The organism is Teichococcus aestuarii (assembly GCF_003116135.1).
In the GTDB taxonomy this organism is placed as follows: Bacteria; Pseudomonadota; Alphaproteobacteria; order Acetobacterales; family Acetobacteraceae; genus Pseudoroseomonas; species Pseudoroseomonas aestuarii.
In genome coordinates this window covers 290,877-305,200 of record NZ_PDOA01000001.1, presented here as the reverse complement: position 1 = coordinate 305,200, position 14,324 = coordinate 290,877, and the positions used below count along the sequence as shown (strand labels likewise).

15 protein-coding genes are annotated in these 14,324 nt (G+C 72.6%); 6 read left to right on the top strand and 9 right to left on the bottom strand.

Annotated elements, in window-relative coordinates; genetic code table 11:
* Positions 1 to 279: 279 nt before the first annotated feature.
* Positions 280 to 1,464, top strand: a complete 1,185-nt coding sequence (locus CR165_RS01480; protein WP_109515174.1) for a M20 family metallopeptidase — start codon at positions 280 to 282, stop codon at positions 1,462 to 1,464.
* Positions 1,465 to 1,509: 45 nt separating this feature from the next.
* Here CR165_RS01480 and CR165_RS01475 read toward each other — a convergent pair whose 3' ends face one another.
* The 5 genes from CR165_RS01475 to CR165_RS01455 all read right to left on the bottom strand — a co-directional run bounded on the left by CR165_RS01475 (position 1,510) and on the right by CR165_RS01455 (position 7,706).
* Positions 1,510 to 3,084: a hypothetical protein gene (locus CR165_RS01475; RefSeq protein WP_109515173.1), complete on the bottom strand. Its 1,575-nt coding sequence runs from the start codon at positions 3,082 to 3,084 to the stop codon at positions 1,510 to 1,512.
* A 130-nt stretch (positions 3,085 to 3,214) separates the two neighbouring features.
* Positions 3,215 to 4,852 carry an NAD(P)/FAD-dependent oxidoreductase gene (locus CR165_RS01470; protein ID WP_109515172.1) on the bottom strand — a complete coding sequence of 546 codons (1,638 nt, stop codon included), beginning with the start codon at positions 4,850 to 4,852 and terminating at the stop codon, positions 3,215 to 3,217.
* Positions 4,853 to 4,961: 109 nt separating this feature from the next.
* Positions 4,962 to 6,098 (bottom strand): DegT/DnrJ/EryC1/StrS family aminotransferase, encoded by a 1,137-nt coding sequence (locus CR165_RS01465; protein WP_109515171.1) that lies wholly within the window; start codon positions 6,096 to 6,098, stop codon positions 4,962 to 4,964.
* Positions 6,099 to 6,128: 30 nt separating this feature from the next.
* Positions 6,129 to 7,079 carry an NAD-dependent epimerase/dehydratase family protein gene (locus tag CR165_RS01460; RefSeq protein WP_456316308.1) on the bottom strand — a complete coding sequence of 317 codons (951 nt, stop codon included), beginning with the start codon at positions 7,077 to 7,079 and terminating at the stop codon, positions 6,129 to 6,131.
* 258 nt (positions 7,080 to 7,337) lie between these two features.
* Positions 7,338 to 7,706 carry a RidA family protein gene (locus tag CR165_RS01455; protein ID WP_109515169.1) on the bottom strand — a complete coding sequence of 123 codons (369 nt, stop codon included), beginning with the start codon at positions 7,704 to 7,706 and terminating at the stop codon, positions 7,338 to 7,340.
* 39 nt (positions 7,707 to 7,745) lie between these two features.
* On the opposite strand from CR165_RS01455, the gene CR165_RS01450 reads away from it, so the two are divergent.
* The gene (locus tag CR165_RS01450) at positions 7,746 to 8,462 is read left to right on the top strand and encodes an exopolysaccharide biosynthesis protein (RefSeq protein WP_109515168.1); all 717 of its coding nucleotides are present in this window, start codon (positions 7,746 to 7,748) and stop codon (positions 8,460 to 8,462) included.
* 9 nt (positions 8,463 to 8,471) lie between these two features.
* Here CR165_RS01450 and CR165_RS01445 read toward each other — a convergent pair whose 3' ends face one another.
* Genes CR165_RS01445 through CR165_RS25920 form a run of 3 tightly spaced genes read right to left on the bottom strand, consistent with a single transcriptional unit; the run spans position 8,472 to position 10,251 of the window.
* On the bottom strand, positions 8,472 to 9,368 hold the full coding sequence (locus tag CR165_RS01445; RefSeq protein ID WP_109515167.1) for a metal ABC transporter permease: 897 nt from the start codon (positions 9,366 to 9,368) through the stop codon (positions 8,472 to 8,474).
* Positions 9,368 to 10,129: a metal ABC transporter ATP-binding protein gene (locus CR165_RS01440; protein ID WP_109515166.1), complete on the bottom strand. Its 762-nt coding sequence runs from the start codon at positions 10,127 to 10,129 to the stop codon at positions 9,368 to 9,370. The genes CR165_RS01445 and CR165_RS01440 overlap by 1 nt, the downstream gene beginning before the upstream one ends.
* Positions 10,126 to 10,251, bottom strand: a complete 126-nt coding sequence (locus CR165_RS25920) for a hypothetical protein (protein WP_281262088.1) — start codon at positions 10,249 to 10,251, stop codon at positions 10,126 to 10,128. Before CR165_RS25920 ends, CR165_RS01440 begins: the two co-directional genes overlap by 4 nt.
* Before the next feature lie 130 nt (positions 10,252 to 10,381).
* Between CR165_RS25920 and CR165_RS01435 the strand changes: the two genes are divergently transcribed.
* Positions 10,382 to 11,695 carry a DUF445 domain-containing protein gene (locus CR165_RS01435; protein WP_109515165.1) on the top strand — a complete coding sequence of 438 codons (1,314 nt, stop codon included), beginning with the start codon at positions 10,382 to 10,384 and terminating at the stop codon, positions 11,693 to 11,695.
* Positions 11,696 to 11,706: 11 nt separating this feature from the next.
* On the opposite strand, the gene CR165_RS24810 is transcribed toward CR165_RS01435, so the two are convergent.
* Positions 11,707 to 11,883, bottom strand: a complete 177-nt coding sequence (locus CR165_RS24810; RefSeq protein WP_181377958.1) for a hypothetical protein — start codon at positions 11,881 to 11,883, stop codon at positions 11,707 to 11,709.
* A 443-nt stretch (positions 11,884 to 12,326) separates the two neighbouring features.
* On the opposite strand from CR165_RS24810, the gene CR165_RS01430 reads away from it, so the two are divergent.
* From CR165_RS01430 to CR165_RS01420, 3 genes are all read left to right on the top strand, one after another.
* Positions 12,327 to 12,566, top strand: a complete 240-nt coding sequence (locus tag CR165_RS01430; RefSeq protein WP_109515164.1) for a hypothetical protein — start codon at positions 12,327 to 12,329, stop codon at positions 12,564 to 12,566.
* A gap of 139 nt (positions 12,567 to 12,705) precedes the next feature.
* Positions 12,706 to 13,272, top strand: a complete 567-nt coding sequence (efp, locus tag CR165_RS01425; protein ID WP_109515163.1) for an elongation factor P — start codon at positions 12,706 to 12,708, stop codon at positions 13,270 to 13,272.
* 139 nt (positions 13,273 to 13,411) lie between these two features.
* Positions 13,412 to 14,257 carry an inositol monophosphatase family protein gene (locus CR165_RS01420; RefSeq protein WP_109515162.1) on the top strand — a complete coding sequence of 282 codons (846 nt, stop codon included), beginning with the start codon at positions 13,412 to 13,414 and terminating at the stop codon, positions 14,255 to 14,257.
* The last annotated feature ends 67 nt before the right edge of the window (positions 14,258 to 14,324 follow it).

Sequence of the window (14,324 nt, the reverse complement as noted above, 5' to 3'; positions counted from 1 at the left end):
CTTCATGCTTCAATAACCCCGCGACAAGCCGGGCGCGGCGGGTAACGGTCCGGGGCCGCTCCTTGGCGTGCCCGGGACCATGCCCAACCCTGTCCTGCGAACAGCCGGCCGGATCCGTGCCTGGCTTCGCCCCACATGACAGCCGGAGCGGGTCCCGTCCAGGGAAGCCTCGGGAAGGTCGGCCATGCGCCGGCCCACGGGGGCTCGTCCAGGGGCGGGCTTCACGCGCGGCGTCAATTTCGCCACCCTGCTCCCCCGGACAGGAGAATGGAGAGGCACATGAGCGCCACCGAGGAAAAGATCGCCGCCTGGCTCGCCACGCGGCAGCCCGAGATGCTGGCCGAGCTGGAGGCGATGGTGAACACGGATGGCGGCAGCTACGACAAGGCCGGCGTCGATGCGGTGGGCGCGCGCATCGCCGATTTCTGCGCCCGCCACGGCATCCGCGTGGAGACGGTGCCGGGCGCGCAGCATGGCGACTGCCTGCGCGCCCTGGTCGAGGGCGGCGAGGCCACGGCCGGCAGCGGCAATGCGCGCCGCAACATCGTGCTGATGGGCCACCGCGACACCGTCTTCCCCAAGGGCGAGCCGCAGCGCCGGCCCTTCCGGGTGGAGGGCGGCATCGCCACCGGGCCGGGTGTCGCCGACATGAAGGCGGGGCTGGTGCAGAACATGTTCGTCCTCGCCGCCTTCCAGGCCTGCGGCGGCGCGCCGGGGCCGCTGGTCGGGCTGTTCACGGGAGATGAGGAGATCGGCTCGCCCGAGGGCCGGCCGGTGATCGAGCGCGAGGCGCGGGCGGCGCGCGTGGTGTTCAACAGCGAGCCGGGGCGGCCCACCGGCAATGTGGTGATGGGCCGCAAGGGCGGCGTGTTCATGGTGATGGACATCGAGGGCAAGGCGGCGCATTCGGGCGCCAATTTCGAGGCGGGTATCAGCGCCATCGAGGAGCTGGCGCGCAAGGTGCAGGCGCTGCACGCGCTGACCGACCTGCCGCGCGGCATCACGCTGAATGTCGGCCTCGTCTCCGGCGGGCAGAGCGTGAACACCGTGGCGCCCTGGGCGCAGGGGCAGATCGATCTGCGCTACGTCCACCCCGAGGACCGCGACGAGGTGATGGGCCGCATCCACGCCATCGTGGAGCGGAGCTTCCTGCCCGGCACGAAGGCGCGGCTGACGATCAAGGGCGAGTTCCTGCCGCTGGCGAAGAACCCCGGCACCGAGGCGGTTCTGGCGGCCTACCAGGCGGCGGCGGCGGAGAGCGGCTTCGCCACCGAGGGCGAGTTCGCCGGCGGCTGCGCCGACAGCGGCTTCACCGCCGCCATGGGCGCGCCGACGCTCTGCGCCGTGGGCCCGGTGGGCGGCAAGGCGCACAGCCCGGAGGAATATCTGGAGGTGGCCTCGCTGGTGCCGCGCGCCCAGGCGCTTGCCCGCGCCATCCTGAAGCTGGACGCCGCCGGGCTCTGAGCGGGTCCACGCCGGGGGGGGAGTGGCTCCCTCCCCGGCGCCTTCTCAGCCCAGCCCCGCCTGCTGGCCGCAGCCCTCGCCCTGCCGGCGATAGACCTGCAGCCCGTCCACCACGCCGATCTGCCGGTAGCGCGCCCAGACGGCGGCGAAGCCCGGATTGGCCTGGGAGAGGATGGCGGGGTAGTTCATCGCCTCGCCGCGGCGGTCCACCACCACGAGGTCGGGGCAGCCTTCCATGAAGTCCTGCACCACCCAGTGGCGGATCGGCCATTCGGCCGGCGCCTGCCCGTCCTGCCGGGCGCGCCACAGCTCGCCGCGCAGCGCCCACATCGAGTCGAAGCGCGAGGCCCAGGTGACGTTGGTGTCGTTCAGCACCGGGAAGCCGAGGCCGATCCACTCCGAGAAGGCCACGTAGCTGCGCACCTTCTCGCGCTTGATCAGCTTCTCCAGCCGCACCTCGGTGGAGAGGTCGGGCTCGACGGCCAGCACCACGCGCTCGTAGAGGCGGTGGGAGGTCTTCTGCACGTAGAGGGCCAGCGGCACCATCGCCAGCCCCATCAGCGCGGCGCGCCAGCGGATCGGCCGGGCCTGCTGGCGGGCGGCCTCGGCGCACCAGAACAGCAGGGCGAAGACCACCGTCATCATCGCCGGGATGCGGTGGTAGAACCAGTTCTTGCCATCGAGGAACATGGCGATGGTGGCGGCGGCGGCGAAGGCCGTCAGCACCAGCATGATGCCGGAGGCGGGCGTGCCGCGCGGCGTGCACAGCGTCAGCAGCGCGGCGGTGCCGAGGCCCAGCAGCAGCAGCCAGGATTCCTGCACGAGCTGCCACAGCCCGGTATCGGTGCCGCCATAGAGGGTGACAGCCAGCGGCACGGCGCGCTGGATGAAGGCCGGCTCCAGCACCAGGATGCTGATGACATAGAGCACCGCCGCCAGGAAGGCGATGACCGGCGCGATGCGGATGCGGAAGCCACGGTGCAGCCAGCCGGCCAACTCGATGGCGGCGAGGCCGAGCAGGTAGCGCGGCTTCAGCGCGCAGCCAAGCCCGGCCAGCACGCCGCTGCCGATGAGGGCGCGGGGCGAGACGGGCAGCCCCTCCAGCGCGCGGATCAGCAGCGCCAGGTGCGGCAGCACGGCGATGACCAGCAGGTGCTCGCGCTGCGCGAACTCCACCCCCGGCATGGCCAGCAGCACGCAGGAGATGGCCGCGAAGGTGGCGGGCGGCCGCTCGAACACCGGCGATGTGCCGCGCAGCCAGCGCGCGCTGGCCCAGGCGGAGAGCAGCGCGCCCGCCGCCACCATCGGCAGCGCCACCTGCTTGGCCGTCAGCCCCAGCGCGTCGGCGATCATGACCGGCACGGCACTGAGCCAGATGATCAGCGGCGGGTTGACCTCGACGAGGTCGACATACAGCTCCTGCCCGCGCAGCCATTGCCGCGCCACCCAGAGCAGCCAGGCGACATCGTCCTTCATCGGCGCGCGCAGCAGGGTGAACAGCACCACCGCCAGCGTGACGCCGACGACACCCAGGCTCAGCACCGTCAGCCGCGTCTCGGGACGCAGCCGGCGGCGGACGGGAGCGAGGTTATGCGGCGCTCCCGGAAGGCTGTGACTCACGCGAATCCCCCTCGAACCAGCCCAGCGGCCCATTTCTCAGGATGGGCTCGCATTCCGGTGAGATTGCGGCAAGGCCTGCCACAAAGCGACAGCGTGACCAAAAATTCATGTTGATTTTCAGGCCGCAACCTCAGGCTGCGCGCGCGGCGGGTTCCACCCCCAGGAGGCTGCGCGCCACCGCCTCGGCGGTCTTGATGCCGTCCACGCCCGCCGAGAGGATGCCGCCGGCATAGCCCGCCCCCTCGCCGGCCGGGAACAGGCCGCGCGTGTTCAGGCTGTGGCCGTCGGCGCCGCGCTTCACCCGCACGGGCGAGGAGGTGCGCGTCTCCACCCCCGTCATCACCGCGTCCGGCCGGGCATAGCCGCGGATCTGCCGGTCGAAGGCGGGCAGCGCCTCGCGGATGGCGGCGATGGCATAGTCGGGCAGGCAGGCGGCGAGGTCGGTCGGCGTCACGCCCGGCTTGTAGGAGGGGATGACCTCGCCCAGCGTGGTGGAGGGGCGGCCGGCCAGGAAGTCGCCCACCGTCTGGGCCGGCGCCCGGTAGTCGGCGCCGCCGGCGTGGAAGGCGGCCTCCTCCAGCCGGCGCTGCAGATCGATGCCGGCCAGCGGCCCACCCGGGTAGTCCTCCGGCGTGATGCCGACGACGATGGCGGCGTTGGCGTTGCGCTCGGCCCGCGAATACTGGCTCATGCCGTTGGTGACGACGCGGCCCGGCTCGGAGGCCGCCGCCACCACCGTGCCCCCTGGGCACATGCAGAAGCTGTAGACCGAGCGGCCATTGGCGCAATGGTGCACCAGCTTGTAGTCGGCCGCGCCCAGCGTCTTGTTGCCGGCGTGCTCGCCGAAGCGGCAGCGGTCGATCATCCCCTGCGGGTGCTCGATGCGGAAGCCGATGGAGAAGGGCTTGGCCTCGATATAGACGCCGCGCGCGGCCAGCAGGTCGAAGGTGTCGCGCGCGCTGTGGCCCACCGCCAGCACCACGTGGTCCGCCTCGATGACGCTGCCATCGGCCAGCGCCACGCCGCGCATGGCGCGGCTGCCGTCCGGCGCGGTGTCGATCAGCAGGTCGGTGACGCGGCTCTCGAAGCGGTACTCGCCGCCAAGCTCCTCGATGGTCCGGCGCATGCTCTCCACCATCGTCACCAGGCGGAAGGTGCCGATATGCGGCTTGGAGACGTGCAGGATCTCCTCCGGCGCGCCGGCCTTGACGAACTCCTCCAGCACCTTGCGGCCATGGTGCAGCGGGTCCTTGATCTGGCTGTAGAGCTTGCCGTCGGAGAAGGTGCCGGCGCCGCCCTCGCCGAACTGCACGTTGGATTCCGGGTGCAGCACGCCGCGCCGCCACAGGCCCCAGGTGTCCTTGGTGCGCTCCCGCACCACCTTGCCGCGCTCCAGGATGATGGGGCGGAAGCCCATCTGCGCCAGCACCAGCCCGGCCAGCAGCCCGCAGGGCCCGGCGCCGACCACCACCGGCCGGCGCGTGAACCCCGCCGGCGCGTGGCCGACGAAGCGGTAGCGCATGTCGGGCGTCGGGTTCACATGCGGGTCGGCGGCGAAGCGGCGCAGCAGCGCGGCCTCGTCCCGCAGCAGCAGGTCCAGCGTGTAGATGAGGTGGATGGCGCTCTTCCGGCGCGCGTCGTAGCCGCGGCGGAAGACGTGCAGGTGCAGCAGGTCGGAATCGGGAATGCCGAGGCGCGCCAGCGCGGCCTCGCGCAGCGCCTCCGGCGCATGGTCGAGCGGCAGCTTCAGTTCGGTCAGTCGCAGCATCGGGAGGTTGTTATCCACCAGGGTGAGCGAAGGCGCGCTGTATAGCGCGCCCGCCCGGCGCGGAGGAATGGCCTCCCCCGCACCCCTCCCCTTCCCGGGCCGCCGGGCTTCAGCCGGCGGCGACGCGCAGCGCGGCGCAGACCGTCTCCACCTGCGCGTCGGTCAGCTCGGGGTAGATCGGCAGGCTGAGCACCTCGCGGCTGGCCACCTCCGTCTCGGCGCAGCCGGCCGGGCCGGTGGGGGTGCGGCCGCGGTAGGCCTCCTGCTGGTGCACCGGCACCGGGTAGTGGATGCCGGTGGCCACGCCCTGGGCACGCAGCCGCGCCGCCAGCTCGTCGCGCTCCGGGCTGCGCACCACATACTGGTGGAACACATGGATATCCCCCGCCCGGCGGAAGGGCGGCGCCAGCGCGGTGCCGGCCAGCGCCGCGTCATAGGCGGCGGCGATGCTCTGCCGGCGGGCATTGCTGGCCGCCAGCAGCGGCAGCCGCACCCGCAGCACGGCGGCCTGGATCTCGTCCAGCCGGCTGTTCACGCCGACGCTGTCCGAGAGGTAGCGGTGCTTCCAGCCATATTGCCGGATGGCGGCGATGCGCTCGGCCAGCGCCTCGTCCGGCGTGGCGAGAATGCCGGCATCGCCCAGCGCGGCCAGGTTCTTGGTCGGGTAGAGGCTGTAGGCCGCGGCGTCGCCGAAGGTGCCGAGCATGCGGCCCGCCTGCATCGCGCCATGCGCCTGGGCGCAATCCTCGATGACATGCACGCCCGCCGCGCGGCAGGCGGTCATGATACGGGCCATGTCGCAGCCCTGGCCGTAGAGATGCACCGGGATGACGGCGCGGATCGGCGGCAGGCCCGGCGGCGGGTCCTCCAGCACGGCGGCCAGCTCGTCCGGGTCCATGGTGAAGGTGTCGGGGTCGATATCGAGCAGCAGCGGCGTGGCGCCGACCATCTCGATCGCCGCCACGGTGGCGACGGCGGTGTGCGAGACGGTCGCCACCGTCATGCCGGGCCCGATGCCGAGGCCGCGCAGGATCAGCATCAGCGCATCGGTGCCGTTGGCGCAGCCCACGGCGCGGGAGAGCCCCGCCCATTCGGCGAACTCACGCTCGAAGGCGGCGCATTCGGCGCCCAGGATGTACCAGCCGGAGCTGAGCGCGCGCGAGAGCGCCGCGTCGATCGCCGGCTGGTGGGCGCGGTAGGCGGCGCCCGGGTCGGCCTGCGGAACGGTGATCACGGGCATGTCCATCTGCCCTTCTCCTTGGAGCGGTATCGCCAGTCAGAGGTAATCGGTGAGACGCGGGCGGAACCATTCGAGGCTGCGGCGCAGCCCCTCCGGCAGGGTCACGGCCGGGGCCCATCCGGTCGCGCTGCGGAAGCTCGTGTCGTCGGCGTGGAAGCTGCCGATGTCGATGGAGGCGCGCTCGGCGGGGAATTCCCGCGTCACGTAGCGGCCCTCGCCGCCATTGGCGGCGATGGCGGCCTCGGCCAGCTCGGTGAGGGAGACCGGGCTGGCGCCGCCGAGGTTGAAGGCGCGGCCGGCGCAGGCGGGGGTCTCGGCCGCCGCCAGGAAGGCCGCCACCACGTCGTCCAGATAGGCGAGGTCGCGCAGCTGGGCGCCGCCCCACACCTCGAAGGGCTCGCCCTCCAGCAGGCGGCGGAACCAGATGCCGAGGAAGGTCTGCCGCGCATCCTTCACCCGCAGCCGCGGGCCGTAGCAATTGGTCAGCCGCAGCGAGACGACGGGGCGGCCCTGCACGCGGCCCTCCATCAGCCAGTACTGCTCGCCCGCCAGCTTCGAGACGCCATTGGCGTCGGGCGGGTTGATGGGGTGCTTCTCGTCCACCGGCAGGTAGTGCGGGCGGCCGTAGAACTGGCGGGTGGAGGCATGCACCACGGTGGCCTTGGGCGCCCCCGCGCGCAGCGCCGCGATCAGGCGCAGCTGCGCCGTGGCGTTGATGGCGAGGTCGGTGAAGGGGTCGGCCATGCTGCCGGCATGGCTGGTCTGGGCCGCCATGTTGAACAGCACGTCGATGCCCGCGACATGCGGGGCGAGGTCGGCGTCGCGCAGGTCGGCCTCGACCAGCCGGACGCCGCTCTCCGCCAGGTTGGCGCGGTTGGCGCCACCCTCGGGCAGCAGCGCGTCCAGCGCCGTCACCTCGGCGCCGAGGCGGCACAGGGCGTGGCACAGCCCGCTGCCGAGGAAGCCCGCGCCCCCGGTGACCAGCACGCGCCGGCCCCGCCAGAAATCGGCGCGTCCCCCGGAGGGGGCAGAGGCGGAAACGGGGCCGGCCGGAACAGGCATGGGGTGATTCTCTGTCAGCGGAAGCCAAGGCTGGCCGGGGATTGCGGCGGAAGCGGGGCCGCGCCATGGCAGCATGGCCCCGGTTTCCGCCCCAGCCGCTCCCCGGCCACCAGGACGGCGCGGACGTTCACATTTCCGCGATTGACGCGCAAGCGCCAGCTGCCGCCGGGCGCGGGTTGGCCGTCAGCGTGGCGCCAGGGCCACGCCGGTGATCTCCACCTTCCAGCGCGGATCCACCAGCGCGCCCTGGATGGTCATGCGCGCCGGCTTGTGCCCGCGGTCCAGCCAACGGTCCCAGGCGCGGTTCATGGCGGGGGCGTCGGCGATGTCGGCCAGCACGATGTTCACCTGCAGCAGGGCGCGCTTGTCGGTGCCCGCCTCGGCCAGCAGCGCGTCGATCTGCGCCAGGATGTCGGCCGTCTGCCCCTCGGCGTCGAGCGAGGCGTCGTCGGCCACCTGGCCGGCCAGGAAGACGAAGCCATTGGCAACGGTGGCACCGCAGAGGCGTTCCTCCTCCGCCAGCCGGCGGATGGGCGTGTTCGTCTCGTTCATGGGCAGGTCCTTCTCGAATCGGATGGGAGAAAGCGTGGCATGGGTGTGTGGATGCGGCGAGAGGTGGCGGCCGGGGATGGCGACGGCCCGTCCCAGGCCCGGCGTGGCCTCAGCCGCGACCTGATCGCCCGCGCCTTCCAGGGCACGATGCGGCGGCGCCCCACCGTGCCGCAGCCGCCCCCCTGCAACCTCGGCGGGCTGCTCGACTGCATCGAGGAGGCCTGCGCCAATGCCGAGACCGTCTCCGGCCAGGCGATCCTGAACCAGATCGGCCAGCGCTCCTTCGGTGCGCTGCTGCTGCTGCCGGCGATCATCGTGGTCTCGCCGCTCTCCGGCATCATCTTCCTGCCCACGGTGATGACGGTGATCATCGTGGCGATCTGCGGGCAGATGCTGCTGGGCCGGCGCGAATTCTGGGTGCCGCGCGCCGTGACCGGACGCAGCGTGCCCTGCCGCCGCGTGCACCAGGCGCTGGGCTTCCTGCGGCCGCCGGCGCGGATCATCGACCGCGTGCTGAAGCCGCGCCTCGTGGCGCTGACGCAGGGGGTGGGCACCCACATCATCGCGCTTGCCTGCCTGCTGCTGGCGCTGCTGATGCCGCCCATGGAGATGGTGCCCTTCACCACCAGCATCGTGGCGGGCGTGATCAGCGTCTTCGCCCTGGCGCTGGTCTCCAATGACGGGCTGATGGCGCTGCTCGGCTACGGGCTGAGCCTGGCGCTGGTGGGCACGCTGGGCAGCCTGTTCCTGTTCTGAGGGGGCGGCTCAGCCCGTCAGGTGCGGCCGGCGCAGCAGCCGGGGCAGGATGCCGTCCACCGGCCCGGCCAGGGCGGACAGCACCCAGACGCCGCCTGCCACCAGCACGATGGACGGCCCCGTCGGCAGGTCGAGGTGGTAGGAGAGCAGCAACCCGCTGAGGCTGGCGGCGAGCGCGATGCCCACCGCCGCATACGCCATGCCGCCGACGCTGCGGCCCCAGTGGCGGGAGGCCACGGCGGGCAGCATCATCAGCCCGACCGCCATCAGCGTGCCCAGCGCCTGGAAGGCGGCCAGCACGTTCAGCACCACCAGCACCAGGAACAGCAGGTGCCACAGCCCGCCCCGCGCCCTCGCGGCGGCGGCGAAGCCGGGGTCGAAGCACTCCAGCACCAGCGGCCGCCAGGCGAAGGCCAGCGCCAGCAGCGTCAGGCTGGAGATGCCGGCCATCATGAACAGCGCCGGGTCGTCCACCCCCAGCACGCTGCCGAACAGCAGGTGGGACAGCTCCACCGAGCCGGCGCGGGTGGAGATGAGCGTGACGCCGAGCGCCAGCGCCAGCAGGTAGAGCGCGGCCAGCGCCGCATCCTCCCGCCCGCCGGTGGCGCGGGAGATGGCCCCCGCCCCCACCGCCACCACCAGCCCAGCCACCAGCCCGCCCACCGACATGGCGGTGACGGAGAGCCCCGCCACCAGGAAGCCGGCGGCGATGCCGGGCAGGATGCCATGCGCCAGCACGTCGGCCGTCAGGCTCATCCGCCGCAGCACCAGGAACACGCCGAGCGGCGGCGCCGCCAGCGAGAGGGCGAGGCAGCCCACCAGCGCCCGGCGCAGGAAGCCGAACTCGGCGAAGGGCGCCCACAGCAGGTCGTAGAGGGGCAGGCCGTAGAGGGAAAGCCCGCTCATCAGGCGGCGCTGCGCGCGTCCGGCGGCAGGCCGCAGGCCTCGGCGTCGGCATCCCAGCCCTCGGACATCATGCGGGCCTTCAGCCGGTTGGCGGCGGTCAGCACCTCGGCGGTCGGGCCCCAGGCGATGGGCTCGCGCGCCAGCAGCAGCGTGCGCGGGAATTGCTGCCGCACCAGCTCGAGGTCGTGCAGCACGGCCAGGATGGTGCGGCCCTCGCCATGCCAGCGGTGCACCAGCGCCAGCAGGTCGGCTGCGGTGCGGGAATCGACGGCGTTGAACGGCTCGTCCAGCAGGATCACCGGCGCGTCCTGCACCAGCAGGCGGGCGAACAGAACGCGCTGGAACTGGCCGGTGGAGAGGCTGCCCACCGGGCGCCCCTCGAACCCCTCCAGACCCACCGCCGAGAGGGCCTCGCGCGCCGCGCGCTTCTCGGCCGGGCGCAGGGCGCGGAAGGCGCCGGCGCGCGACCAGTGGCCGAACATCACCACGTCGAGGCAGGAGATGGGAAAGGCGCGGTCCAGCGCCGCGGCCTGCGGCAGCAGCGCGATGGCGTGGCGCGGCGCGCGCAGCCCGCCCTCCCGCGCCGGGTGCAGCCCGGCGATGGCGCGCAGCAGGGTGGACTTGCCGGCGCCGTTGGGGCCGACGATGGCGGTCAGGCTGCCGGGCGCGAAGCGGCCGGAGATGTGGTGCACCGCCGGCCGGCGCCCATGCGTCAGCGTCAGGTCGGTGAGGGTGATGCCCGCCGCGTCCACGCCGCTCATGCCGCCAGGGCCCAGAACACGCCGCCCCACAGCAGCGCCAGCAGCAGCGCCGCCAGCACGAGGCGCGCCAGGGCGCCGGAGGAAAGGGCCAGGGGGTCGGCCAGTGGAAGGGTGGGGAGCATCGCCATATGTTATGAAATAACATCTTCTCCGGCGCAGACAAGCCGCACACCGGGGGATCGTGGCCAGGCACGGCGTATTGTCGGGCGTGCCGCCTCCCGCCAGGGGGTGTGGCGCACTACCTTCGGCGGGATGCCTGCCACGCCCCCTCCCCCGGCTTCCCTTCCCCCGGACTCCCTCCTCCCGGACCCCGACGCCGAGCTGCGCCGCAACCTCGTCCGCCACCGGCGCTTCGCCACCGGCCTGCTGGTGCTGATGGCGGCGCTGATGCTGGGCGCCTACCAGCTGCCGCCCGGCTACTGGGCGGAGCTGCTGCAGGCCTCGGCCAAGGCGGGGCTGGTGGGCGGGCTGGCGGACTGGTTCGCCGTCACCGCGCTGTTCCGCCGGCCGCTCGGCCTGCCCATCCCGCACACCGCCATCATCCCCAACCAGAAGGCGCGGCTGGGGCGCGGCCTCGGGCGCTTCGTGGCCAACCACGTCTTCACCGAGGCGGAGTTGCAGCGGGTGATGGCGCGGGTGGACGTGGCCGGGCTGCTGCGCCGCGTGCTGGCCGACCCGGCCACCGCCCGCCCCGCCGCCGAGGCGCTGGCCGCCAGCCTGCCCGCCCTGCTGAACGCGGTGGAGGATGGCCGCGCCCGCCGCCTGATCCAGCGGCTGCTGCCACGCATGGTCTCCGGCCCCGGCGCGGCGCGGCTGCTGGCCCGCATGCTGCGGGCACTGATGGCGGGCGGCCAGCACCAGGCGGTGTTCGGCCTGGCGCTGGAGCAGCTCAAGGCCCTGCTGGCGGCGAAGGAGGACGATTTGCGCGCCGCCATCCAGGCGCGGGTGCGGGCCGAGGGCGGCGCGCTGGTGGGCTGGCTGGCCGGCGCCGCCGTGGCCCGCCGCATCCTCGGCACCATCAACCAGGAGCTGGACCGCACGGAGCCGGGCGACAGCACGCTGCGGATCGCCTTCGAGGCCTGGCTGAACACCGAGATCGAGAAGCTGGAGACCGACCCGGAGCGCGCCGCCGCCATCGGCCGCGCGCTGCGCGAGGCGGCCTCCCACCCCACCGTGGCGGCCTGGCTGATGGATGTGTGGGGCCGCCTCAAGCGCAGCCTGGCCGCCGACGCCGCCGCCCCGGACAGCCGCGCCGCGGCGATGATGGAAGGGCTGTTCGCCAATCTCGGCACCCTGCTGGAGGAGGACCCGGCAGCGCGGGAGCGGGTGAACACGCTGGCGCAGCAGGCGGTGCGCGGCACGCTGGGCGCCGCCCAGGGCCAGCTGGCCGACTTCATCGCCGGCGTGGTGGCGCGCTGGGACACGGCGACGGTGGTGGAGAAGATCGAGCTCCGCGTCGGGCGCGACCTGCAGTTCGTGCGGGTGAACGGGACGCTGGTGGGCTTCCTGGCGGGGGGCGCGCTGTTCATGCTGCTCACGGCGGTGTTCGGCCGCGTGGCGCATTGACCCGGCGCGGCTCAGCGCCGCTCGGGAGCCGGCCGCGGCTCCGCGCCCTGCGCACGCAGCCAGGGGTTGTGCTCGACCAGCACCCGCAGATCGGCCTCCACCATGGACAGTACCATGGCGGCCAGCATCTGGCCCGTCGCCCAGGCGGCATCCTGCGCCTCCGCCACGGAGCGGATGACGGTGTCCATGCGCTGGGGCGCAGTCTCCCGGGTGGTTCTGGAAGGCAGAGGCATGGGTTTTCCGCAGGTGCAGGCGCCTCTTGCCCATCTATCCTGCCGGCGACGAGAGATTATTATTTCGCCATGAATACGAAAAATAAGAATATTATCATTTTCTGTTAGCGCCGGTTTTTCCAGGTGTCGCCCGTGCTGTCGCGGGACCAATTGTTTCGCCCTGTCGGCTGCCGGAAAATTCTTCTTGCGAGCTCCGGGAAAGACCTGCATCTGCAGCATGACAATTATGCGCCAGCCATGGCGGCATCGCTCCTGTGCCCCGCGCAAGAACGGGTCGAGATTTGCACGACGCTGATTCGCCTCCGCCTTGCCCGGACCGGAGCTGCCCACCGCCCGGCCAGGCAGGCGGCCCTTCCTGCGCCCCGGCTGCACCGGCGGATCTTCGCGCCCTCGCCGCGATGGAGCGCGAGCTGCTGCATTCCGCCATCCGGCGCGCCCTGCGGCACATGATGGGCGACGCGCAGGACCCCGCCGCCTTCCTGGCCGACGTGCAGGGGGAACTGGCTTCGGTCCTGGCCGGCGCGGAGCAGGAAAGCCAGGCGCTGCTGCTGGCCGAGTTCGAGGCGGTGCTGCGTTGCTTGCGGGCCGAGGCATCCCGCCCCGCCGCGCCGGGCAGGAGCGGCCCGGGCGCCGCATGAGGGCCGCCCGCGCCATGCGGGCCGTGCCGCCAAGGTTGCTTCCCGCCGCGCGGAGCGTTAAACGCCCGCCGCCCGGGCCGTGGCGGTCATGCCGCCTGCCCATTCGTTCCTTCAGCCCGATGAAGCAGGTGCCAAGCCCATGAAGCAGCAGGCCAACCAGATGCGGCCCGGTCAGGTCATCGAGTATGAGGGCCGGCGCTGGACGGTCCTGAAGATCCAGATCATCACCCCGGGCAAGGGCGGCGCCTTCATCCAGGTCGAGATGCGCGACATCAAGACCGGCACCAAGAAGGACGACCGCTGGCGCACCGCCGACACGGTCGAGCGCCTGATGACCGAGGACAAGGAGTTCACCTACTCCTACGCCGATGGCGAGAACCTCGTGCTGATGGACCCCGAGACCTTCGAGCAGACGATCGTCCCCGGCGCGATCCTGGGCGACCGCCTGCCCTTCCTGGCCGAGAACATGACGGTCTCGGTCAAGCTGATCGAGGGCGACCCGGTGGCCATGGAGCTGCCGCAGACCGTGACGCTGGAGGTGGCCGAGGCCGACCCGGTGGTGAAGGGGCAGACCGCCTCCTCCTCCTACAAGCCGGCCGTGCTCTCCAACGGCGTGAAGACCATGGTGCCGCCCTTCGTCACCGCCGGCGAGAAGATCGTGGTGAAGACCGAGGACGCCTCCTACGTCGAGCGCGCCAAGGGCTGATCGCCCGCCACCCGCCGCCGGCCCCCTGCTGCCCGGGGCCGTCGGCGGGGCCAGGGCCTCCTGCCCTGGCAGATGAGGCGCGGAAGGGCTCTCCCTTCCGCGGAGCAGCGCCTTCCGTTTTGCCGGAGTTCCCCCCGCCGTGGCCGCATCCGCCCGCCTCTCCCCCGCCCTCAACGTCGTCGTGGCCGCCGCCCAGAAGGCGGGCCGCCGCCTGCTGCGCGATTTCGGCGAGGTGGAGCAGCTGCAGGTCAGCATGAAGGGCCCCGGGGACTTCGTCTCCCAGGCCGATCTCCGCGCCGAGGAGACGCTGCGCGCCGAGCTCGGCCGCGCCCGCCCCAACTTCGCCTTCCTCGGCGAGGAGCAGGGCGAGAGCGGCGGCAATGACTGGGAATGGCGCTGGGTGATCGACCCGCTGGACGGCACCACCAACTTCCTGCACGGCATCCCGCACTGGGCGGTGTCCATCGGCATCGAGAAGCGGCTGACCGAGACCACGAGCGAGGTCGTCGCCGGCGTCGTCTACAACCCCGCCGCCGACGAGCTGTTCTGGGCCGAGAAGGGCAACGGCGCCTTCCTCAACGACCGCCGCCTGCGCGTCTCCGGCCGGCGCGACATGCTGCACGCGGTGTTCGCCACCGGCATCCCCTTCGCCAAGGTGCAGCGCAAGGCGGAGTTCAGCGCCACCCTGGCCCGGCTGATGCCGCAGGTGGCGGGCGTCCGCCGCATGGGCGCCGCCGCGCTCGACCTCTGCTGGACCGCCGCCGGCCGCTACGAGGGCTACTGGGAGCTGGGCATGGCGAAGTGGGATATCGCCGCCGGGCTGGTCATCCTGAAGGAAGCCGGCGGCTACGCCACCGATCCCGAGGGCGGCGACTGCTACGCCAACGGCCATGTGGTGGCCGGCAACCCGCACCTGCAGCCGAAGCTGCGCGAGGTGGTGCAGGAAGGCATCGCCCTGGTCGGCCGCGCCCGCGGCGAGGGCTGAAGCCCGGATCAGGGGGGCGGGCGGCGCCATGGGCCGCGGCCTCTCTCCGGCACCGGCCGGGCGCGCG